Origin of the sequence: Brenneria corticis (assembly GCF_003115855.1) — a bacterium.
In the GTDB taxonomy this organism is placed as follows: Bacteria; Pseudomonadota; Gammaproteobacteria; order Enterobacterales; family Enterobacteriaceae; genus Brenneria; species Brenneria corticis.
In genome coordinates this window covers 316,818-338,325 of the sequence record NZ_KZ819072.1, presented here as the reverse complement: position 1 = coordinate 338,325, position 21,508 = coordinate 316,818, and the positions used below count along the sequence as shown (strand labels likewise).

General features: G+C 56.3%; 15 protein-coding genes. 8 read left to right on the top strand and 7 right to left on the bottom strand.

What is annotated here, in order from left to right; translation table 11 throughout:
* Window positions 1-20: 20 nt before the first annotated feature.
* From DDT56_RS03380 to DDT56_RS03365, 4 genes are all read left to right on the top strand, one after another.
* Complete coding sequence (locus DDT56_RS03380; RefSeq protein ID WP_136165091.1) at window positions 21-848, top strand: SDR family oxidoreductase; 828 nt, start codon at window positions 21-23, stop codon at window positions 846-848.
* Window positions 842-1,747, top strand: a complete 906-nt coding sequence (locus tag DDT56_RS03375; RefSeq protein WP_136165090.1) for a dihydrodipicolinate synthase family protein — start codon at window positions 842-844, stop codon at window positions 1,745-1,747. Before DDT56_RS03380 ends, DDT56_RS03375 begins: the two co-directional genes overlap by 7 nt.
* On the top strand, window positions 1,740-2,174 hold the full coding sequence (locus DDT56_RS03370) for a GlcG/HbpS family heme-binding protein (RefSeq protein WP_136165089.1): 435 nt from the start codon (window positions 1,740-1,742) through the stop codon (window positions 2,172-2,174). Before DDT56_RS03375 ends, DDT56_RS03370 begins: the two co-directional genes overlap by 8 nt.
* 240 nt (window positions 2,175-2,414) lie before the next feature.
* Window positions 2,415-3,443 (top strand): LacI family DNA-binding transcriptional regulator, encoded by a 1,029-nt coding sequence (locus DDT56_RS03365; RefSeq protein ID WP_136165088.1) that lies wholly within the window; start codon window positions 2,415-2,417, stop codon window positions 3,441-3,443.
* A gap of 42 nt (window positions 3,444-3,485) precedes the next feature.
* On the opposite strand, the gene malQ is transcribed toward DDT56_RS03365, so the two are convergent.
* Together malQ and malP are read right to left on the bottom strand one after the other, a co-directional pair.
* Complete coding sequence (gene malQ / locus DDT56_RS03360) at window positions 3,486-5,564, bottom strand: 4-alpha-glucanotransferase (RefSeq protein ID WP_136165087.1); 2,079 nt, start codon at window positions 5,562-5,564, stop codon at window positions 3,486-3,488.
* A gap of 9 nt (window positions 5,565-5,573) precedes the next feature.
* On the bottom strand, window positions 5,574-7,979 hold the full coding sequence (gene malP / locus DDT56_RS03355; RefSeq protein WP_136165086.1) for a maltodextrin phosphorylase: 2,406 nt from the start codon (window positions 7,977-7,979) through the stop codon (window positions 5,574-5,576).
* 273 nt (window positions 7,980-8,252) lie between these two features.
* Here malP and malT point away from each other — a divergent pair, with 273 nt between their 5' ends.
* On the top strand, window positions 8,253-10,958 hold the full coding sequence (gene malT / locus DDT56_RS03350) for an HTH-type transcriptional regulator MalT (protein WP_136165085.1): 2,706 nt from the start codon (window positions 8,253-8,255) through the stop codon (window positions 10,956-10,958).
* 139 nt (window positions 10,959-11,097) lie between these two features.
* On the opposite strand, the gene malM is transcribed toward malT, so the two are convergent.
* From malM to malK, 3 genes are all read right to left on the bottom strand, one after another.
* Window positions 11,098-12,003: a maltose operon protein MalM gene (gene malM, locus DDT56_RS03345; RefSeq protein ID WP_136165084.1), complete on the bottom strand. Its 906-nt coding sequence runs from the start codon at window positions 12,001-12,003 to the stop codon at window positions 11,098-11,100.
* A gap of 105 nt (window positions 12,004-12,108) precedes the next feature.
* Window positions 12,109-13,374: a maltoporin gene (locus DDT56_RS03340; protein ID WP_136165083.1), complete on the bottom strand. Its 1,266-nt coding sequence runs from the start codon at window positions 13,372-13,374 to the stop codon at window positions 12,109-12,111.
* Between the two features lie 47 nt (window positions 13,375-13,421).
* Window positions 13,422-14,531 carry a maltose/maltodextrin ABC transporter ATP-binding protein MalK gene (gene malK / locus DDT56_RS03335; RefSeq protein WP_136165082.1) on the bottom strand — a complete coding sequence of 370 codons (1,110 nt, stop codon included), beginning with the start codon at window positions 14,529-14,531 and terminating at the stop codon, window positions 13,422-13,424.
* 386 nt (window positions 14,532-14,917) lie between these two features.
* Between malK and malE the strand changes: the two genes are divergently transcribed.
* The 3 genes from malE to malG all read left to right on the top strand — a co-directional run bounded on the left by malE (window position 14,918) and on the right by malG (window position 18,624).
* Entirely contained in the window at window positions 14,918-16,108 is a 1,191-nt protein-coding gene (gene malE / locus DDT56_RS03330) for a maltose/maltodextrin ABC transporter substrate-binding protein MalE (protein WP_136165081.1), read from the top strand.
* Window positions 16,109-16,176: 68 nt separating this feature from the next.
* Window positions 16,177-17,721, top strand: coding sequence for a maltose ABC transporter permease MalF (malF, locus tag DDT56_RS03325; RefSeq protein WP_136165080.1), 1,545 nt, complete (start codon window positions 16,177-16,179; stop codon window positions 17,719-17,721).
* A gap of 12 nt (window positions 17,722-17,733) precedes the next feature.
* Window positions 17,734-18,624: a maltose ABC transporter permease MalG gene (malG, locus tag DDT56_RS03320; RefSeq protein ID WP_136165079.1), complete on the top strand. Its 891-nt coding sequence runs from the start codon at window positions 17,734-17,736 to the stop codon at window positions 18,622-18,624.
* Window positions 18,625-18,694: 70 nt separating this feature from the next.
* Here the strand turns inward: malG and alaC are convergent, their stop codons facing one another.
* Window positions 18,695-19,939, bottom strand: a complete 1,245-nt coding sequence (alaC, locus tag DDT56_RS03315; protein WP_136165078.1) for an alanine transaminase — start codon at window positions 19,937-19,939, stop codon at window positions 18,695-18,697.
* A gap of 576 nt (window positions 19,940-20,515) precedes the next feature.
* Window positions 20,516-21,397 (bottom strand): LysR family transcriptional regulator, encoded by an 882-nt coding sequence (locus DDT56_RS03310; RefSeq protein ID WP_210416963.1) that lies wholly within the window; start codon window positions 21,395-21,397, stop codon window positions 20,516-20,518.
* Window positions 21,398-21,508 lie beyond the last annotated feature (111 nt).

Sequence of the window (21,508 nt, the reverse complement as noted above, 5' to 3'; positions counted from 1 at the left end):
TCGGTATGAGGAGCTCAAAGATGGAAGACAGTTTATTTTCGGTAAAAGATAAAATTATTATCGTGACTGGCGGATTAGGGCAATTGGGCACCCAATATGTCCGGACACTCCATGAGCGCGGTGCCAGAGTTGCCGTTTTTGCTAGCAATATCGCTGAAGAACGCGTTTCGCGGGTGTTGGGTACGATTAAAGATTCTGAACGCCTTTCCTGTTATAAGGTTGATATTACCGATAAAGATAATATTAATCATGCCATTGATGCCATCGAGAAAAAATGGGGTACGCCGGATGGTCTGGTGAATAATGCCGGGATTGATACTCAGCCCAGCGCGCCACCCGAAGTATCTGGTCCGTTTGAAACTTTCCCGGAAGAAGTTTTTCGGGAAGTGGTGGAAGTCAATCTGGTTGGGACCTTCCTGATGACGCAACAGGTTGGTGCCCGGATGAAAAAAGCGGGTAAAGGCGGGTCGATAATCAATATTGGCTCTATTTACGGTATCGTATCCCCTGTGCAAGATATTTATGCTTATAAGAAAGAGGATACGGGGATTCCATTTATCAAACCGGTAGCCTATTCTGCGGCGAAATCAGGTATCTATAATTTTACTCGTTATTGTGCCACCTACTGGGGACGAGATGGAATCCGCGTCAACACGCTTACCATTTCCGGGGTTCATCGTGACGATCAGGATCCTCGTTTCCAGAAAAACTATACGGCGCGTATTCCCATCGGACGCATGGCTCAGGCCAGTGAATATAACGGAGCGATCGTCTTTTTACTCTCTGATGCATCCATTTATATGACCGGATCCAATGTTGTTATGGATGGAGGATGGACAGCATGGTAGTAGATCGCTGGCAATCATTTCGTGGCATTATTTCCGCAATCGTTACGCCAATGCATGCGGATGAATCAGTCAACGAGGAAGCGCTCGCGCTGTTGGTTGAAAAACAGTTATCGCGTGGCATTGAGGGATTTTATTGCTGCGGGTCTTCGGGAGAAGGCCCCCTTCTTAATCTGGATGAGCGGAAACGTATCCTGGCTACGATTGTCGGGAGGGTCCGGGGAAAAGTTCCTGTCATTGCGCACGTTGGCACGATCCGCACGGCCGATGCCGTTGAACTTGCTAAAAATGCAGAACAGGATGGTGCCAATGCGGTTTCCCTTGTTCCTCCCTACTATTATAAATTCAGTAAACAGGAAATTATCGCTTATTACCGGCGTGTCATGTCCGCAATTTCCATTCCTATTATTATTTATAACATTCCGCAGTTTACGGGAGTGGAGCTGGATCCTGAAATGGCACAGGCGCTTCTCAGCGAAGAACAGGTATTAGGCGTTAAACATACTTCGCACAATCTCTATTCGCTTGAGAGAATGACCGATAAATATCCGGATAAAGTGTTTTTCAATGGCTTTGATGAAATATTCCTTTCTAGCCTCGTTGCCGGAGCAACCGCGACAGTGGGCACGACGGTCAATATACAGCCGGAACTGTTTATTGCTCTACGCCGCTATTATCACCAAGGAGATATGGAAAAGGCACGACAACTTCAGCAACAGATTAACCGGATTATCGAACAGATGATCGCCCGAGGCGTTTTCCAGTCGGCCAAATATATGGCAGGAATCGGGCTTACGGACCTCGGTCCTATCAGAGAGCCTTTCGCAGTACTTTCCGCCATTCAGAAACAGGAGCTTGATGTTCTCTATCGGACAGTTCAGGAGTATATAGCCCATGCCTGAGCAAACAGAAAGTATCATCATTCGCCATGCGCTCGATGATGTGGCCGTCAGTCGGAGAGTCGCCCTTTTTCTGCAGACAACCGTCAATAATCCATCGACTCAAGGACTGGCGATCGCTGTCGTGGGGCTACGGAGCGAACTTATTGCTTTTGGAGCCCATGCGGCCTGCCCGGCGCTGCCCCGCTTGCTGGCGCAGCGTAAGGCCTATACGGCGTTGATGTTTCGTCGTAGTACTGCGCGTATTTACGATGAAGTACAGGATCATCGTTTGCAACTGCAAATATTCAACGATCCGCAGCTTATCGCCATGCCAGGCGGTGTGCCGGTGGTCTGGGAAGACCGCGTAATTGGCGCTGTCGGCATCAGCGGTTTGCCGCCGGAAAAAGATGTGGAACTGGCTGAGCAGATGGCGGAAATGCTTATTTAGTTTTCTCTGCCGTATGAATTTTTTTCCATACGGCAGAGATATTTTTCTTCTCACTGTGATTATTGAACTTGGCAATTGATCGAATCGAACAATTTGGACTGGCTCATGGTGATCTATTGTTCTTTTGGGGAATCATTTACTTTCATGATCTGAAACATGGCTTATCCATACCATGCTGCGTCAAATTAGTTAATGCGCTAAACTGGGAAACTTTCATTTTCTTTATGGATATCCTGTTTTATGGCAAAAACGGTCGAGCAGATAGCCAATGCATTGAATCTTTCCATCACCACCGTACGGCTGGTGCTGAACGGTAAGGCCGAACAGTACCGCATCAGCGCGAAGACGCAGGATCGCATCAACAGCTACGTCTCGGAGCATGGCTACGTCGTTAACCATACCGCACGCAGTCTCAAGCTTAATAAAACCGACACGCTGGGGCTGCTCATTCCCCGCCTCTCCAACCTATTTTTTTCCACGCTGGCGGAAAAACTGGAAATACGCTGCCGTGAGGCGGGTTATCAATTAATGATCAGCTGTACTTATAGCGACGCGCTATATGAGAACAAACTGGTTGAATCCTTACTACAGCGTAATATTGACGGTTTATTTGTTGTCCCTACAACCCTGCAAACGCAAAACCATCATCTGAAACTGATAAACCGACCGCTGGTGTTACTCGATCGTGACTTCGGCACTTGTGATGTTCCTCTGGTCATGAGCGATAACTTTCAGGGCGCCGTTCAATTGACCGAGGCAATGCTGTCTAGCCGTTGTTCCACTTCGCTATTTTTTATGGCCGGCGACGCCCAGCAGCCGGCCATAAAAGAACGATTGCGCGGTTATCAGCAGGTCATGAGGCAACAAGGATTACTCCCGGAAAGTCAGGGCTGGATCTTGGAAGCCAGTCACAACCGTCGTGAAGACGGCGAGCGGATGATGCGTGAATTCCTCACTCGCCACAACGATGCTCCGCACGCATTTATCGCCTCCTCTCTGCCCGTGCTTGAAGGGATATTGAGCATATTGCGCGAGCGCTATGGGCATATTCCGTCAGAAATAAATATCGGCACCTTTGATGAACACGCCATGCTGGGTTTTCTGCCAAATAACATCTGGTCAATGCGCCAAAATGAGGATGCCTGGGTCGAACACGCGTTTTCCGCCATGCAGCATGCCCTGCAAGGAGAATCCTGTTCGAGCAAGGCCGTTATTCCTATGAAAATAATCCACCGCCGCCGCGCGTCAACCATCGGTGCGAAAGCGTGAATCAGGTAACTGCTGTTTTCCCTCTTCCCGCTACGCCATTTATTATGTCCCGGCCCGCCGCCGGCCGATCTCATACAGCAGTTGATTGATCTGATCGTCGGCAAACATCGCCTCCAACGAAACCGACAGCTTACGCCGCCAGTTTTTGTATTGATCGCTGGTGCCGGGAACATTGACCGGCTCAGCCATATCCAACCACTCTTCCGGTTGCAGTCCCAGCAACGCACTGCCGCTATCGGCGACATAACGCTGCGCTCCACGGTTAATCCGCATATTCATCTTACCGTCCTGCGTTTCGCACGTCGTTGGCGCGGGCAGGTAGCCATGGCGACGCAGGCTGTTCAGCAACCCTTGTCTGGCGCGTTTCCGTTCGGCGTAAAGCGTCCGCAACAGAACGTCGTCAGGGTATAGCCCCAACGCTTTACCCAACGTTAAATCACCGCTTTCCCAGTAGCCGCGCAGCGTGGGTAAATCGTGCGTGCTGACGACAGCCATCGCCTGCGCCGGCCACTTGTGCGGTGGAAGGAAACGCATCGCCTTGTCATGCTCAAAATAGAGCACCTTGTAAGAGTAAACTCCTTTTTCATGCAGCTTTCCCACGATAGCCTGCGGCACCGTGCCCAAATCCTCTCCGATGACCATACAACGATGACGCTGGCTTTCCAGCGCCAAAATAGCCAGCAGATCCTCCATCGGATAGTGAACATAGGCGCCTCGGTCCGCCGTTTCCCCCTTGGGGATCCACCACAACCGCATCATCGACATCACATGATCGATACGTAATGCGCCGCAATATCTCATGTTGGCGCGCAGCAGATCGATATAGGGCTCATAGGCCCGTTGCATCATGACATGCGGATTGATCGGCGGCAGCCCCCAATCCTGCCCCAGCGGTCCCAGAATATCGGGCGGCGCACCCACCGACGCCTGCAGACAATACAGCTCGCCATCGGACCAGGTTTCCGATCCGCCGGACGCCACGCCGACGGCCAGATCGCGATACAGTCCGACAGGCATACCGTATCTCCGGCAGTCTTCCCAACAGGACGCCAGTTGGTCATGCGCCAACCACTGAAGCCAGAGATAAAACGAGACATCATCCGCCCGTTCTCTACAGAAAGCCGCCACCTCCGCGCTCATCACATCGCGATAGGCGGCATCCCAGACCGGCCAGCCCCAACGGGCGGCGTCGGTTTTTATCTGCTGCGCATGCAGCGCATCGAACGCAGCCTGGTGGTAAAGACTTTCCCCGCCCGCCGTCACAAAATCCGCGAACGCCGCAACCTGTTGGTCATCCTTTGCCCGCCGCGCAAACCGTTGCCACGCCATACGCAACGCCGTCATTTTCAGCCGGGTCACCGCGCTGTAATCCACCCATTTGGCATCACGTACGGCGCGCAACGCCTGCTGCGTATGTGGTGACCGCCACCAGTCTTGCGCTTCAGCGCTTAGCCGGAAATCCGCCACCGCATTGACATCGATATAGATGACATTCAGCCAGCGGCGCGACGACGGGCTGTACGGGCTGGCGTTTTCCGGGACGGCGGGATAAAGCGCGTGAATGGGATTGAGTCCGATAAACGCGCCTCCCCGTTGCGCCACGGCCGCCAACATACGCCGCAGATCGCCAAAATCGCCGATGCCCCAATTGTCATCGGAGCGGAGCGTATAAAGCTGAACGCAAACTCCCCAGAGTTTGCGGCCCGCCAATAGCGCATCCTCTTCGTAACAGCGCGGCGGCGCGATAATCACCCGGCAGCGCCAGCGCTGTTCGCCCTGCGTCAGAGTTAGCGAGTGATACCCCTCCTCCTGATTCACCGGCAGCGTGAGTTCCGCCCCGGCCATCGCCTCTCCCTGGTATGTTTTTCCGCTTTCCGTGGTAAAGATCCAGGCGAAGACGCCGCTTCCCACCAGCGGCAAGGTCACGGCGTTCCCGCGGGTAAACACCCGAACCGCCGGTAACGGACGCGCCGCGATCCGGGGCGAAACGCCATGATTCATCGCGCGCAGCAGACGCTGTTTGATGCCGGACGGAATAGCCTGCCTTTCTCCACGCGCATTGATGTAGTCCGCCGCAATTCCCGCCGCCCGCGCGGCACGATTCACTCTGCCGTTTTCCATACCCGATCCTTAGCGTGGCGTCTGCCAGATACGTTGCTGATAATCGCGAATGGAACGATCGGAACTGAACATACCGCAGCGCGCCGTGTTCAGAATCGCCGCGCGCGTCCAGGCCTCCTCATCGCGATACAGCGCATCCACTCGCCGTTGCACGTCCAGATAGGCGCGAAAGTCCGCCAGCACCAGATAGGGATCGCCGCCCTTCGTTCCCAGACTCTGCAACATCGGCGCAAAAGCCTGTTTATCGCCGTCGCTGAACTCCCCCTCTTCCAGCGCTTTCAGCACCGTATTCAGCGTGTTATCTTTTTTACGCCATGCCGCCGGATCATAGCCCGCCGTTTTAAGGGCTTTAACCTCGTCCACCGTGTGCCCAAAGATAAAGATATTTTCAGCGCCCACCTGTTCGGCAATCTCCACGTTCGCCCCGTCCAGCGTTCCCACCGTCAGCGCGCCGTTCAGCGCCAGCTTCATGTTGCCGGTGCCGGAGGCTTCCTTGCCGGCGGTGGATATCTGCTCGGACACATCCGCAGCCGGAATAAGCCGCTCCGCCACCGATACGCAATAGTCAGGCAGAAAAACCACTTTCAGCCTGTCGCCCACACGCGGATCGTTATTGACCTTGCCCGCCACCTGATTAATGGCATAGATAATGTTCTTCGCCAGGTAATAGCCCGGCGCCGCCTTTGCGCCAAACAGGAAGACGCGCGGCACGCGCTCAACCCGCGGGTGACGGCAAATATCCTGATACAGCGCCAGAATATGCAGCAGGTTAAGGTGTTGACGCTTGTACTCGTGCAGGCGCTTGATCTGCACGTCGAACAGCGCCTGCGGATTGATGTCGATGCCGGTGCGCGCCTTGACGAACGCCGCCAGCCGCTGTTTGTTGCGCAATTTGATGGCGCGGTAGGCGTTACGGAACGTCGCATCATCGGCATAGTTCTCCAGACCGATCAACGCCTCCAGATCGTTGGCCCACTCTTTGCGCAGCGTGTTATCAAGCAGCGCCGCGAGTTCCGGATTACATTGTCTGATCCAGCGGCGCGGCGTAATACCGTTGGTAACGTTATGGAATTTGGTTGGCCACAGTTGGTGATATTCCGGGAACAGATCTTTCACCACCAGATCCGAGTGCAGCGCCGCCACGCCGTTCACCGCAAAACCGCTTACCACGCACAGGTTCGCCATGCGCAGCCGATCGCCGTAGACCACCGCCAGTTTCTCCCACACCGCCTCATCGTCCGGCCAGGTTTGCACCACCTGTTGTTTAAAACGCTCGTTAATCGCGTTAATAATCTGCCAGTGGCGCGGCAGCAGGGCGCGCACCAGACGCCCGCTCCAGCACTCCAACGCTTCCGGCATCAGCGTGTGGTTGGTATACGCGAAGGTACGGCTGGCGATGTTCCAGGCTTGATCCCAATCCAGCTGATGTTCGTCCAGCAGGACTCGCAATAGCTCCGGGATGGCGATAGCGGGATGGGTATCGTTTAGCTGGATCACTTCGTAATCCGGCAGCGCCGCGAGCGGACGTCCCGCCCGGTGATGACGGCGTAAAATATCGGCGACAGAGCAGGCGCACTGAAAATACTGCTGCATCAGACGCAGCTTTTTACCGGCGGTATGGTTGTCGTTCGGGTAAAGCACCTTGGTCAGTTTCTCGGCATCAATGCCCTGTTTTTCCGCGCGCAGAAACGCGCCGTCATTAAACTTCTCCAGATCGAAAGGCTGAGCGTGCCGCGCCTGCCACAGACGCAGCGGCTGCGCCACTCCGTTACGGTAGCCGAGCACCGGCAGATCCCAGGCCTCGCCCTGAATGACGAATCCCGGCGTCCAGTGCGCTTTGCCGTTGCGCGTGACCACCTTCCCGCCGATGCCCACCTGCACATCCAACGCCTCGTTGTGGCGGAACCAGGGGTAGCTGTCGCGTCGCCAGTCATCCGGTCGCTCAACCTGCTCTCCCGCCTGAAAAGACTGACGGAACAGGCCATATTGATAATTCAGACCGTAACCTATCGCTGGCTGTTCCACCGTCGCCATTGAATCCAGAAAACAGGCGGCCAGACGCCCCAACCCGCCATTGCCCAATGCCGGATCGGTTTCCTCCTCCAGCAAATCGCTCAGGTTGACGTTGTAGGATTTCAGTTCCTCGCCCACCGCCTGATACCACCCCAGGTTGATCAGGTTATTGCCGGTTAGCCGCCCGATCAGGAACTCCATCGAAAGGTAATTCACATGGCGCGGCGGCGCCTTTCGCGGCGGCGCGGCAGGCAGCGATGCCAGCATTTCCGCCAGTGCGCCGCTAAGCGCCAGCCACCACTGACGCCGCGTCATCTCCTGCGCGGCAAGAGGTCCTAAGCGCTGCAACTGACGCGTCAGTGCAGCCTGAAACTGAGACTGATTAAAAGTAGGTTGTGACATAGATTCGCAAAGTCCTGTAATGGCCGTGGATAAAATAGGATTTCCACCAGTGTGCCTAGCGCCTGAAAGCAACGCCTCCTCCCGCTAATGGATTAGCTGAGGAGGAGTCGCAGGTAGGAGAGAAAAATGTGATCAGGTCCGGCGGATACAGGAGGATTTTCCGGGAAGTCCCCTATCTGACTTGCAATCGGCGACAAACTGTTCGACCTTATCGCATCATTCACGACACAATTTGAAACGTAGAATTACGTACACTAATAGTGATGATTTCCTATGTTGATTCCCTCTAAATTAAGCCGTCCGGCGCATTTGAAAGACACGGTGCTCCGCGACCGGCTGACGTCCCGTCTGGGCGACGTCGGCAACTACCGTCTGGCGCTCATTACCGGTCCGGCGGGGTACGGCAAAACCACGCTGGTTTCGCAATGGGCCTGCGACAAACAGGCGCTGGGCTGGTATTCGCTGGATGAAGGCGACAATCAACCTGAGCGGTTCGCCAACTATCTGGTAGCCGCATTACAGCAGGCCACATCGGGCCACTTCGTCAGTAGCGAAGTCATGGCGCAACAGTGTCAATACGCCAGTCTCAGCACCCTGTTCGCCCAGTTGTTCATCGAGTTGGCGACCTGGCACGCCCCCACGCTGCTGGTGATTGACGATTACCACCTGATTACCAATCCGGCGATCCATAAGGCCATGCGCTTTTTCCTCAGTCACCAGCCGGAAAACCTGACGCTGGTGGTGCTGTCACGCAATCTGCCGCAGTTGGGGCTCGCCAATCTGCGCGTGCGCGATCAACTGCTGGAAATCGACAGTCAGCAACTGGCCTTCACCCATTCGGAAGCGAAGCTGTTTTTCGATCGTCGTCTGGCATCGCCTCTCGCCGACGAAGAAAGCCGCCATCTGTGCGACAACGTGGCGGGCTGGGCCACCGCGCTGCAATTAATCGCCCTGTCGGCGCGTCAGGACAGCAATTCCGCCCACTCCTCCTCCCGCCGTCTTTCCGGCATCAGTTCGCAACATCTCTCCGATTATCTTGCGGATGAGGTGCTGGATAACGTCGATATCGACATCCGCCGTTTTTTGCTGCGCAGTTCCCTGCTGCGCTCGATGAACGACGATCTGATCGCCTGCGTTACCGGCGAAGCCCACGGTCGATTGCGTCTTGAGGAAATTGAACGTCAGGGATTATTCCTGCAACGCATGGACGATACCGGCGAATGGTTCAGCTATCATCCCCTGTTCGGCAACTTCCTGCGCCAGCGCTGCCAGTGGGAACTCGCCGAGGAGCTTACAGATATTCACCATGCCGCCGCGCAGGGTTGGATGACGCTGGGCTTTCCCGGCGAAGCCATCCACCACGCCATGGCCGCCGGCGATACCGACTTGTTGCGCGATATTCTGCTGCAACACGCCTGGAGCCTGTTCGATCACAGCGAACTGGCTTTATTTGAAAGATCGCTGCAAACGCTGTCCTGGGAGAATCTGCTGGAGAACCCCAAGCTGATCCTGTTGAAGGCGTGGCTGATTCAGCGACAGCACCGCTACGGCGAGGTGAACTCGCTGCTGACCCGCGCCGAACAGGAAATGACCGACGAAATGGACGATATTCTGCGCGCTGAATTCAGCGCCCTGCGCGCACAGGTGGCGATCAGCGACGGCGATACGGAAGAAGCCGAGCGCCTTGCCGGCGCGGCGCTCGACATGCTGCCTTACGCCAGCTATTACAGCCGCATCGTCGCCACCTCGGTGCGGGGAGAGGTCCTGCACTGCAAAGGGGATCTACCTCAAGCGCTGACGTTGATGCGGCAGATAGAACAGGATGCCCGCCGTTATAGCGTCTGGCATTACGCGTTATGGAGCATGATCCAGCAAAGCGAAATTCTCTTCTCTCAAGGATTTCCGCAAATGGCATGGGAAACGCAGGAACGCGGATTCCAGCTTATCCGCGAACAGCACCTCGGGCAGTTGCCGCTGCATGAATTTCTGTTGCGCGTTCGCGCCCAACTGCTGTGGGCCTGGTCAAGACTGGATGAAGCGGAAAGGATGGCGCGTCAGGGCATGGACTTGCTTGCCGCCAGTCACCCGCGACAACAGTTGCAATGCCTGGCGCTGATCGTTCAGTGTTCGCTGGCGCGCGGCGATTTGGATAACGCCCGCACCCACCTTAATCGTCTGGAAAATCTCCTCAGCAATGGCCACTATCACAGCGACTGGGTATCCAACGCGAACAATGTGCGGGCGATCTACTGGCAAATGGCCGGCGATAAAACGCCGGCCGCCAATTGGCTACGCCAGACGCCTAAACCAGCATTCGCCCATAACCATTTTCTGCAAAGCCAGTGGCGCAATATCGCCCGCACGCAAATTCTGCTGGGCGAATTTGATGCGGCGGAGGTGGTGTTGGAAGAACTGAACGACAATGCGCGCCGCCTGTCTCTAATCAGCGATATCAATCAAAATCTGCTGCTATTGAACCAACTTTACTGGCAGGATGGCCGTAAAAGCCCGGCGCAGCGCGTACTAATGGAAGCGCTGGCGCTGGCTAACCGCACCGGTTTTGTCAGTCACTTTGTCATCGAAGGCGAATCCATGGCTCAGCAACTTCGCCTGTTAATCCAGCTCAATACCCTGCCGGAGCAGGAACAGTCGCGTGCCCAGCGTATCCTGCGCGAAATCAATCAGCACCATCGCCACAAGTTTGCCCATTTTGACGAAGATTTCGTCAACCGTCTGCTCACTCACCCGGAAGTGCCGGAAATGATCCGCACCAGCCCGCTGACCCAGCGGGAATGGCAGGTGCTGGGGCTGATTTATTCCGGCTATAGTAACGATCAGATTGCCGACGAGTTGGCTGTCGCGGCGACCACCATCAAAACGCATATTCGTAATCTCTATCAGAAGCTGGGAATCTCGCATCGTCAGGAAGCCGTGCAGCATGCCTGGCGACTGATGAAAATGATGGGTTACGGCGTATAAGTATAAAAGGGAGCCCGCGACACAACGGGCTCCCGAGCGGAGAACGCGGCCGGTTCAGGCCGCCGGAGCGGATGATGAGGGTAATACGCAAGGCAACCCGCGCCACCTTACCTTGCATTTTTTCAACGCGCGACTCGAATTATTTCCTGTCGCCCACGCTGTCGATAAACACCTTTCGGGCGGAAGCCCCCCCTAAACGTTCCGCTTCATTCAACAGCGTCAGCGCCTTATCGATTTCGCCCCTGGCGACGGCCTGCCGGATCGCCTGGTTAAAATAGTCTTCCGTATCGGATAACACCGGCGCCGGCGAAAGCGGCGGAGCGACGTCGCCCGCGGCCGTCGAACCGCCGACCACCACCGGTTCCGGGCGGGACGCCCCGAACAGCGGCCCGACCAGCACGCTGGCATCGGCAGAGGTTTTCACCGCCAGCGTCAGCGAACCCTCAGGGGTGTGCCGTGCAATCGGGTCCGCAATATCCGGCACCGCGTTGCCGGTTCCTTTCGCGTAAGCTTTCGCCGGATCGAGCAACGTCGTGGTTTGCTGCAAATCCTGCCGGGTAGTGAACACCAGCAGATAGATAAACTGTTGCCCCGGCGCCGGCGTTAATTTCAGTTCGCCTTGCAGCCGCTCCAGCGCCATTACCCCCGGCCCCTGATAGGCGAAATGGCGGCTGGGGAAAAAAGCCGAAGGTTTCATAGACCCATCGAACACCAGCACATTCGGCGCGAACACCTGGCGGTGATGGACATCGCTGCTCAACGTCACGGTCACATCCCCCACATTAGCCGGTATGCGATACGCCGCGACCGGGCCGGCGATCTCCCCGGCAGGCAGACGTTGCCCGTCGGTGGCAAGACGCGTAACGCTTTTTTCTCCCTGCCCTACCGGCGTCCACTGAAGCTGTCGCAACGCGACTGCCGAAAAGACGGGGGCGGAAGAAACATCTTGCGGCACAAGCGCTTCCGCCGCTCGGCTTATCGGCGCCATACTCAGCAACAGCGCGGCGCCGAGGCAGATCGCGACGAAAGAGTGTTTCGTTTTCATATCAGAACCTCAATGTGGAGTACGAAATAGCGCCTGAACGGATGAGATCTTGTCCGGGAACGCGCCGTTCCCGGACAAGGCTAACGCACAAAACGCGTTTTACCTTTACCACCAGGCTTCAAACTGTACGCCGAACGTGACTTCGTCGTCGTCGCCGCGGCTATAAGTGGTCGTTGCCGTATCGCTGTAGGCGATTCCGCCATCGGTCCCCCATTTTTCGTCCCAATTGGCATAGGTGGCGAACACGCGAATAGCCGGACGCGACCAAATGCTGCTGCCCGCCTGCCACTGCTGCGCCAGCGTTACCTTGTATTGGTTATTGCGTTCGCCGGTGCGCTGCGACTTCACGTTATCGTAGCCCACCTCCAGCAACGTGCTCATAATGGGCGTCCATTTGTACATCGGCCGCACGCCGACGGTATACCAGGTCGAACCGTTTTGGTTGTCCAGATCGGTGTCCTGATACATGGCGACATACATCATTTCCCAGTCTTCGCCCATCTGGATCGCGCCATGATCGAGAATACGCAGCATGCTGCCGTCATTGTTGATGCTGGCGCCCTCGCTGTGGCCGACATTCCATGAGGTCATCGAGTCAGTGGCATACTGAACGACAAATTTATTGAACCCGCCCAGCATGCCCTGCACGTGTTCCGCCGTCAGCATTACGCCGTCTTTCGACGCGTCTTTGTCCAGCGAATAGCCGTCGCGGGCATTGGCGCGCCCATAGTTTACGCCGAGTTCAAGCACGCCGCCGGGATTGGTTTCCAGCCCCGACAGACGCACATCGAACACATCGTTCGATGTGGCGATCTCATCGCGTTCCCCGCGAATCCACCCTACGGAACCGCCGCTTTCGGTATTCCGCGTCGCTGCCAGCGACAGTTTGCCGAAGCCCAGATCGATATTTTCAATCCCCGCTCCCGGGCCGGAAATATCCCAGTAGTAGAAGTCAATCATGTGGACGTCATGACGCTGGTAGAAGCGTTTGCCCGCCCAGATTGTCGCGCCTGGCAAACTGTCGATCAGGTTGATTCCTTTTACGTTCATTTCGCGAAACGCGGGAGAAATCGATTCCCAGTCATCCGCCTGCGCCACCGAATACGCCACGTTGGTATCGAGATAGAAGCTCTTGTCGCCCTCTTTCCACACTTCCTGGCCTAATTTCAGTTCCGCATACGTTTCACACTCATTGCCCAAACGGTATTTGCTTTGAGCGCCGGTTGCCTGAAAACATTGCTGTTCGCCGCCGCTGCCGGTCCAGCCGATTCCGGAACGAGCGTAGCCGGTAAAGTCCACTGCCAGAGCCTGGGACGATATCACTCCCGCCGCCACGGCCGCTGCAATAGGTAATTTGCGCAGAGTTATCATTAATGTTCTCTCCTGAAAATGTTGTTTTTTTATGTTGGGTTGTGCGCCTAAACGCCAGGCTCCTGATGCAACCGGCGACAAGCGCTGCCGTCCTCACGGAACAGATGGCAGCGCTCGGGTTGCAGACCGATGACGAATGTGGCGCCTTCCTTTGCCAACACCACGTCGTTCTGGCGATAAACCAGGTTTTGACGTATGGCGGGGATTTGAATGTGGATCTGGGTTTCGTGGCCGAGTTGTTCCACCACCTGCACTTCGCCCTGAAGGGTAACGTCGGCGACATCGCCCGGCAGCAGGTGCTCCGGCCGGATGCCGAGCGACATATTGGAGCCTGCCTGAACGCCGTGGCTATCCACCGGCAGCCAGATCGGCTGATGATTCGGCAACGCCACCTGCACCTGATCAATGGCCGTGGCGATCACTTTGACCGGCAGGAAGTTCATCTTTGGCGAACCGATAAATCCCGCGACGAAACGGTCAATCGGGTAGTGATAAAGCTCCAGCGGTTTGCCCACCTGCGCGACGCGGCCGGCGTTCAACACCACGATTTTATTGGCCAGCGTCATGGCTTCCACCTGATCGTGGGTGACGTAAATCATGGTGCGTTGCAAGCGCTTGTGCAGTCGGGAGATTTCGATGCGCATCTGCACTCGTAGTGCCGCATCCAGGTTAGAGAGCGGTTCGTCAAGCAGAAACACGCGCGGTTCCGCCACCAGCGTGCGGCCGATCGCCACCCGCTGGCGCTGTCCGCCGGATAACGCTTTAGGCAAACGCGCCGACAGATGCGCCAGTTGCAACATCTCCGCCACCTGCGTCACCCGCTGGTTAATCTGCTCTTTTTTGACGCCCGCCAGTTTCAGGCCGAACGACATGTTATCCGCAACCGACAGATGCGGATAAAGCGCATAGGATTGAAACACCATCCCCACGCCGCGTTCCGCCGGCGGAATATCGTTCATTCGCCTGCCGTCAATCAGTAAATCGCCGCTGGTAATGGTTTCCAATCCGGCAATCATACGCAGCAGCGTTGATTTACCGCAGCCTGACGGCCCGACGAACACCACGAACTCCCCGTCCCGGATCTCAAGATCAATCGACTTCGCCACCACCACGTCGCCCCAGGCTTTCATCACATTACGCAGTTGCACGTTCGCCATCACTTCTCCCTATTTACTGCCATACAGCCCGCCAAACGGCGGAAGAATCAGGATGGCTTCGGTTATACCGGATCTGCGGGAGGCTCAAATCCTCCGGCGTTTGACTTTTTACAGGGGAGGTGACGGGAGGACGGAGCAAAGGATTTGACCGTAAGCAACGCGCATGCGAGAGGAATTTTCGTGATCATGACGGCAAAATCCGGGGGGCTTTATGTGCTCTGCGCCGCAAAATCAGCAATTATGAGAAATGAATCACATTCAGCCCCGGGCGGGCGTAGAGCCGGGGAGGATGCCGCGCGCCGGCCAAATGCGCAGACTGCTCGCTATAAAGCGCTTTGACTTTATATCTGCACCTCTGGCTCCTCACGAAAAGGACGGAACAACCTATGAAACTAACAACAGGCGCGGGCATCATCGCGTTATCCGCACTGAGCACCATGATGTTTTCCGCTTCAGCGTTGGCCAAAATTGAAGAAGGTAAGCTGGTTATCTGGATTAACGGTGATAAAGGCTATAACGGCCTGGCTGATGTGGGTAAAAAGTTCGAACAGGAAACCGGCATTAAAGTCACCGTAGAGCACCCGGACAAATTAGAAGAAAAATACCCGCAGGTAGCGGCCACCGGCGATGGCCCGGACATCATTTTCTGGGCGCACGACCGTTTCGGCGGCTACGCCCAGTCCGGCCTGCTGGCGGAAATCACGCCCGATCGGGCTTTTCAGGATAAACTCTATCCGTTCACCTGGGACGCGGTGCGTTACAACGGCAAGCTGATCGCCTATCCGATCTCGGTAGAGGCGCTGTCGCTGATTTACAATAAAAACCTGCTCCCCGAACCGCCCAAAACCTGGGAAGAAATTCCCGCGTTGGATAACACATTAAAAGCGCAAGGCAAACGCGCCCTGATGTTCAATCTGCAAGAACCCTACTTCACATGGCCGTTAATCGCCGCGGACGGAGGTTACGCCTTTAAACTCGCCGCCGGCAAATACGATGTGAAAAATGTCGGCGTCAACAACGCCGGCGCCAAAGCGGGACTGAGTTTTCTGAACGATCTGGTGAAAAACAAACATATCAGCGCCGATGCCGACTACTCCGTCGCGGAAGCGGCCTTCAACAAAGGCGACGTCGCCATGACCATCAACGGCCCCTGGTCCTGGTCCAACATCAATAATAGCAAGATCGACTATGGCGTTACGCTGCTGCCTACGTTCAAGGGCAACCCCTCCAAAGCATTTGTCGGCGTACTGAGCGCCGGCATCAACGCCGCCAGTCCGAACAAAGAACTCGCCAAAGAATTTCTGGAGAACTATCTGATCACCGACGAGGGGTTGGATAGCGTGAATCAGGATAAGCCATTGGGCGCCGTCGCGCTGAAATCCTTCCAGGAGAAACTGGAGAAAGATCCGCGCATCGCCGCCACGATGGCCAACGCCCAGAACGGAGAGATCATGCCGAATATTCCGCAGATGTCCGCTTTCTGGTATGCCATGCGTACCGCGGTGCTCAACGCGCTGAGCGGGCGTCAGTCCGTTGATGCGGCATTGCAAGATGCGCATAGCCGTATCGCCAAATAATATTCCTTGCGCTTCCCTCTCCTCGCCGGAGAGGGAGATCGGTATTGGTTGTATGAGGAATCCCCCCTATGGATGTGATAAAGAAACGTCGCTGGCGGCAAAGCGAAGGATTGAAATGGGCCGTCCTCATGTTGCTTGGAACCCTGGTCGGCTACCTTGTCGTATTGATGTACGTCCGGGGAGAATATCTGTTTGCCATCATAACGCTGCTCCTGAGCGGCGTTGGCTTGTACATTTTCGCCAACCGTCATGCTTATGCCTGGCGATATGTTTATCCGGGCATGGCGGGAATGGGACTATTTGTGCTTTTCCCGCTCATCTATACCATCACCATCGCGTTTACCAACTACAGCAGCATCAATCAACTCAGCTACGACCGCGCTCAGCAGGTGTTGCTGGAAAGACAGTATCAGACCGGCAATACATTTAATTTCGGCCTTTATCCGATCGACGACCGCTGGCGGTTGGCGCTGACCGACGGCGCGAGCGGCCAACATTTTCTCTCGCCGCCGTTCAGTCTGGGCGCTGAGCGGCACCTGAACATGGCGCCGGCGGATACGCTACCGGACGGCGAACGCGCCGCGTTGCGCGTTATCACGCAAAATCGTCAGGCGTTAAGCCGGCTTACCGCCGAACTGCCGAACCATACGCAGCTGGTGATGAGTTCCCTGCGCCAGTTTTCCAGCACGCGCCCGCTCTATACCCTGAGCGCTGACGGTACGCTGACGAATAATCAGAGCGGCGCGACCTATCGCCCGAATGACGAGATCGGTTTTTATCAGGCGGTGACCGCCGATGGTCATTGGGGAGAGGAACGTCTCAGTCCCGGCTATAGCGTCACCGTCGGTTGGGATAATTTTATCCGCGTATTTACCGATGAAGGGATCCGTAAACCGTTTTTCGCTATCTTTGTCTGGACGGTGATCTTTTCCGTGCTAACCGTGATCCTGACCGTGGCGGTCGGTATGGTACTGGCCTGTCTGGTGCAGTGGGAAGCGCTGAAAGGCAAAGCCGTTTATCGCGTACTGCTGATCTTGCCCTACGCCGTGCCTTCATTTATTTCCATACTAATCTTTAAAGGGTTATTCAATCAGAGCTTTGGCGAAATCAACATGATGCTCAACGCGCTGTTCGGCATCAGTCCGTCCTGGTTTAGCGACCCGACCACCGCCAGAGCGATGATTCTGATCGTCAACACCTGGCTGGGCTATCCGTATATGATGATCCTGTGTATGGGGTTGTTAAAAGCCATTCCTGACGATCTGTACGAAGCCTCGGCGATGGACGGCGCCGGCCCCTTACAGAACTTCTTCCGCATCACCTTTCCTTTGTTAATCAAGCCGCTGACGCCGTTGATGATCGCCAGTTTCGCTTTCAATTTTAACAACTTCGTGCTGATTCAGCTGTTGACCAACGGCGGCCCCGACCGTCTGGGCACCACCACGCCGGCCGGTTACACCGACCTGCTGGTCAGTTACACCTATCGCATTGCTTTTGAAGGAGGCGGAGGTCAGGACTTTGGTCTGGCTGCCGCCATCGCCACGCTGATCTTCCTGCTGGTGGGCGCAATAGCGATTATCAATCTAAAAGCCACTCGTATGAAGTTTGATTAAGGAGCGCAACGCATGGCAATGGTTCAACCCCAATCGCAAAAACTGCGGCTGTTCATCACGCACCTGCTGTTGCTGCTGTTTGTCTCCGCCATTATGTTTCCGCTGTTGATGGTGATCGCCATATCGCTGCGCAGCGGTAATTTCGCCACCGGCAGCCTGATCCCGGAACAGATTTCCTGGGAGCACTGGCGGCTCGCACTGGGGTTCAGCGTACAACAGGGGGATGGACGGATCATTCCGCCACCGTTCCCGGTGCTGCTATGGCTGTGGAACTCGGTGAAAATCGCCGCCATTACCGCCGTGGGTATCGTGTCGCTCTCCACCACGTGCGCTTACGCGTTCGCCCGGATGCGCTTTCCCGGCAAGGCCACCCTGCTGAAAAGTATGCTGATTTTCCAGATGTTTCCGGCCGTTCTGTCGCTGGTGGCGTTATACGTTCTGTTTGACCGCCTGGGGCAGTATGTGCCTTTTATCGGCCTGAATACCCACGGCGGCGTGATTTTCGCTTATCTGGGCGGCATCGCGCTGCACGTCTGGACGATTAAAGGCTATTTCGAAACCATCGACGGTTCACTGGAAGAGGCGGCGGCGCTGGACGGCGCCACGCCGTGGCAAGCGTTTCGTCTGGTGTTGCTGCCGCTGTCGGTGCCGATCCTGGCGGTGGTGTTTATTTTGTCATTTATCGCCGCGGTTACTGAAGTGCCGATAGCCTCATTGCTGCTGCGCGACGTCAACAGCTATACCCTTGCGGTCGGTATGCAGCAGTATCTCAACCCGCAAAATTACCTATGGGGCGACTTCGCGGCGGCGGCGGTACTCTCCGCCATTCCGATCACCGTCGTATTTCTGTTGGCGCAGCGCTGGCTGGTCAACGGTCTGACCTCCGGCGGCATAAAGGGGTAAATGACGACGGTTCACCGATAGACGTAATTAACGCGGGCTCTCCGGCCGGAACGACCGGAGAGCCCGCCGCTCAGACCGATGCGGCCTTCCCTGAGGGAACTTTACCCGACGGCGGCAATATCCCATCGGCACGGAACATCGCCTTGATGCCGCGCACGGCCTGGCGGATACGATCCTGATTTTCAATCAGCGCGAAGCGCACATGCGTATCGCCATAATCACCAAATCCGATCCCCGGCGACACGCACACCTTCGCGTCGGACAGCAGACGCTTGGCGAACTCCAGCGACCCCAAATGCGCATAAGCCTGGGGAATTTTCGCCCAGACATACATCGAGGCTTTGGGTTCGTCCACCATCCAGCCCGCTTCATGCAGGCCGCGCACCAGCACATTGCGCCGCTGGCGATACTGCTCGGCGATATCCAGCACGCACTGCTGGTCGCCTTCCAGCGCCGCAATCGCCGCCACCTGAAGCGGGGTAAAGGTGCCGTAATCGTGATAGCTCTTGATGCGCGCCAGCGCGTTGACCAGTTCCGGATTTCCCACCATAAAACCGATGCGCCAGCCGGCCATATTGTAGCTTTTCGACAGGGTGAAAAACTCGACCGCAATATCCTTGGCGCCGGGCACCTGCATAATCGACGGCGCTTTCCAGCCGTCATAGACGATATCGGCGTAGGCCAAGTCGTGAACCACCAGCACGCCGTACTGTTTCGCCAGCGCGACAACCCGTTCGAAGAAATCCAGCTCGACGCACTGCGCAGTCGGGTTGGACGGAAACCCCAGGATCATCATCTTCGGTGTAGGGATACTTTCGCGGATCGCCCGTTCCAGCTCGTTGAAGAAATCCACGCCGTCAACCAGCGGCACCGAGCGGACCTGCGCCCCGGCGATTACCGCGCCATAAATGTGAATCGGGTAGCTTGGATTCGGCACCAGCACGGTATCGCCGTGATCCAGCGTCGCCAGCATCAGATGCGCCAGCCCCTCTTTGGAACCGATGGTGACGATGGCTTCGCTTTCGGGGTCGATCTCCACCTGATAGCGATCGGCATACCAGCGCGAAATCGCCCGGCGCAGACGCGGGATCCCTCTGGACGTTGAGTAGCCGTGGGTATCCTCACGTTGAGCAACCGTACAGAGCTTTTCCACGATATGCGGCGGCGTCGGGCCGTCGGGGTTGCCCATGCTGAAATCGATAATGTCCTCGCCGCGCCGGCGGGCAGCCATTTTCAACTCGGAAGTGATATTGAATACATAAGGGGGGAGACGATCGATGCGCGTAAAACGGCGCGGAGAATGGGAATCAGCCATAATATCCTCGAAGTAACGTGAGCGCCCGGACCGTCCGAGCGACGCTGGGGCCCGACCTGCGAGCCCGCAATTAAGCTATCCCAGATCGAGTAATCTGTCGAGCGGCGCCCGATAAATTTTTTCCGGCGCGGAGATACAGATAACTCCGTCACATTTTACGATATCCGCCAGAGGCCGATAAAAGGCTGCCCGCCCCGTTTAGCGCTTGTCGACGCCGAGAAATCCAACCGCGAAACGATGACCGTTCACGCATTTTCGCCCGATCGCCCCGTCGCGTATAATCAACGGTTTTTGCACATATTTTCCCCCTTTCCCGCCGTTTTTCCGGCCGCCGATGATATGTTACCGAAAGTTAATCCGTGGCGAAAATCACGCTTCTTTTATGTTAATTAATCTGATTTTTCGATGGGTTTCTGGCTAAAATTTCCGTTTTTAATCTCTTTACCGGCGGAATAGGATGTTTTCACCCTATACCACAGCGGGTAAATTGAGATGACAGACCTATTCCAATCCACCGATTCCGCCATGCCGGCGACAAAGCGCATACACGCGATGCCGCCCGCCGTCAGTACCGCGTTACCCGCTGCCTGCCAGCAGCAGTTCGGCCAGCGCCTGGGTGGCGATGCCGGCCCGCTCCCGACTGGAGTAGCTCAGGCACAGCGGGATCTGGCGCGACGCGCCGCTTTGCAGCGGCAACACCGCCAGATGCCCCTCCTCCAGTTCGGTTTCAATCAAATGGCGAGGCAGCCAGCCATAACACAAACCGCTGTTCACCGCGCTGATGGCCGCTTCCACCGTATTCACCCGCCATTGGCGGTTGGTCATCGAGGAGGCATGATGAATGGCCGGGCTGCTATCGTGATGTTGAATGAATACCACCGGATAACGCGACAGCGTAGCCTGCGTCAGGCTGGTCCCCCGCTGATGCAGCGCATGCGCGTGATGGGCGACGGCAACCAGCTCGACGTCAAACATTTTTCGGGCATTGCGGCTGGTGATATCCCACATACTGATGGCCAGATCGTACGCCAGCGTCGCCGGATCGGGCGCCGCCTGACGCACCAGTTCCCGCAGATCTATCTGCACCGTCGGATATTGCTGCTGAAAGGCGGTCAACGCCTTAAACAGCAACGGGCGCGGGAAGATACAGTCCACCAGCAGCCGCACCTGCGCTTCGTGTCCCGCCAGCAGCGAACGGCCGCGCACTTCCAGCAGAACCATATCCTCGATCAGCGGCGTGGCGTCCGCCAGCAGCGTGCGCCCGGCCTCGGTCAGCCGCGCCTTGCGGCCGTCAATCTGCAACAGCGCCACCCCCAGCCGCTCCTGCAGGCGGTTAACCGCATAGCTAACCGAAGATTGGCTGCGGTTGAGCTGTTCCGCCGCCCTGGCGAAACTGCCGGATTCGACCACGGTGCGCAGTACCGACCATTGTTCAAGCGTTGTTTGCGGCATTGGCATTATCGGATCTCCTATTGGGCACCGCGACTAACCCGCGGGTTTATTTATTACGTTATCCCTATTTTATTGGGAACCGGGGTGCAAATCATGCTACCACCGAGACAAGATCAA

What these genes read in the sequence shown, in the direction of transcription:
- DDT56_RS03380 (WP_136165091.1), top strand. Translation starts at nt 21, where the DNA reads ATGGAAGACAGTTTATTTTCGGTAAAAGATAAAATTATTATCGTGACT.
- DDT56_RS03375 (WP_136165090.1), top strand. Translation starts at nt 842, where the DNA reads ATGGTAGTAGATCGCTGGCAATCATTTCGTGGCATTATTTCCGCAATC.
- DDT56_RS03370 (WP_136165089.1), top strand. Translation starts at nt 1,740, where the DNA reads ATGCCTGAGCAAACAGAAAGTATCATCATTCGCCATGCGCTCGATGAT.
- DDT56_RS03365 (WP_136165088.1), top strand. Translation starts at nt 2,415, where the DNA reads ATGGCAAAAACGGTCGAGCAGATAGCCAATGCATTGAATCTTTCCATC.
- malQ (WP_136165087.1), bottom strand. Translation starts at nt 5,564, where the DNA reads ATGGAAAACGGCAGAGTGAATCGTGCCGCGCGGGCGGCGGGAATTGCG.
- malP (WP_136165086.1), bottom strand. Translation starts at nt 7,979, where the DNA reads ATGTCACAACCTACTTTTAATCAGTCTCAGTTTCAGGCTGCACTGACG.
- malT (WP_136165085.1), top strand. Translation starts at nt 8,253, where the DNA reads ATGTTGATTCCCTCTAAATTAAGCCGTCCGGCGCATTTGAAAGACACG.
- malM (WP_136165084.1), bottom strand. Translation starts at nt 12,003, where the DNA reads ATGAAAACGAAACACTCTTTCGTCGCGATCTGCCTCGGCGCCGCGCTG.
- DDT56_RS03340 (WP_136165083.1), bottom strand. Translation starts at nt 13,374, where the DNA reads ATGATAACTCTGCGCAAATTACCTATTGCAGCGGCCGTGGCGGCGGGA.
- malK (WP_136165082.1), bottom strand. Translation starts at nt 14,531, where the DNA reads ATGGCGAACGTGCAACTGCGTAATGTGATGAAAGCCTGGGGCGACGTG.
- malE (WP_136165081.1), top strand. Translation starts at nt 14,918, where the DNA reads ATGAAACTAACAACAGGCGCGGGCATCATCGCGTTATCCGCACTGAGC.
- malF (WP_136165080.1), top strand. Translation starts at nt 16,177, where the DNA reads ATGGATGTGATAAAGAAACGTCGCTGGCGGCAAAGCGAAGGATTGAAA.
- malG (WP_136165079.1), top strand. Translation starts at nt 17,734, where the DNA reads ATGGCAATGGTTCAACCCCAATCGCAAAAACTGCGGCTGTTCATCACG.
- alaC (WP_136165078.1), bottom strand. Translation starts at nt 19,939, where the DNA reads ATGGCTGATTCCCATTCTCCGCGCCGTTTTACGCGCATCGATCGTCTC.
- DDT56_RS03310 (WP_210416963.1), bottom strand. Translation starts at nt 21,397, where the DNA reads ATGCCAATGCCGCAAACAACGCTTGAACAATGGTCGGTACTGCGCACC.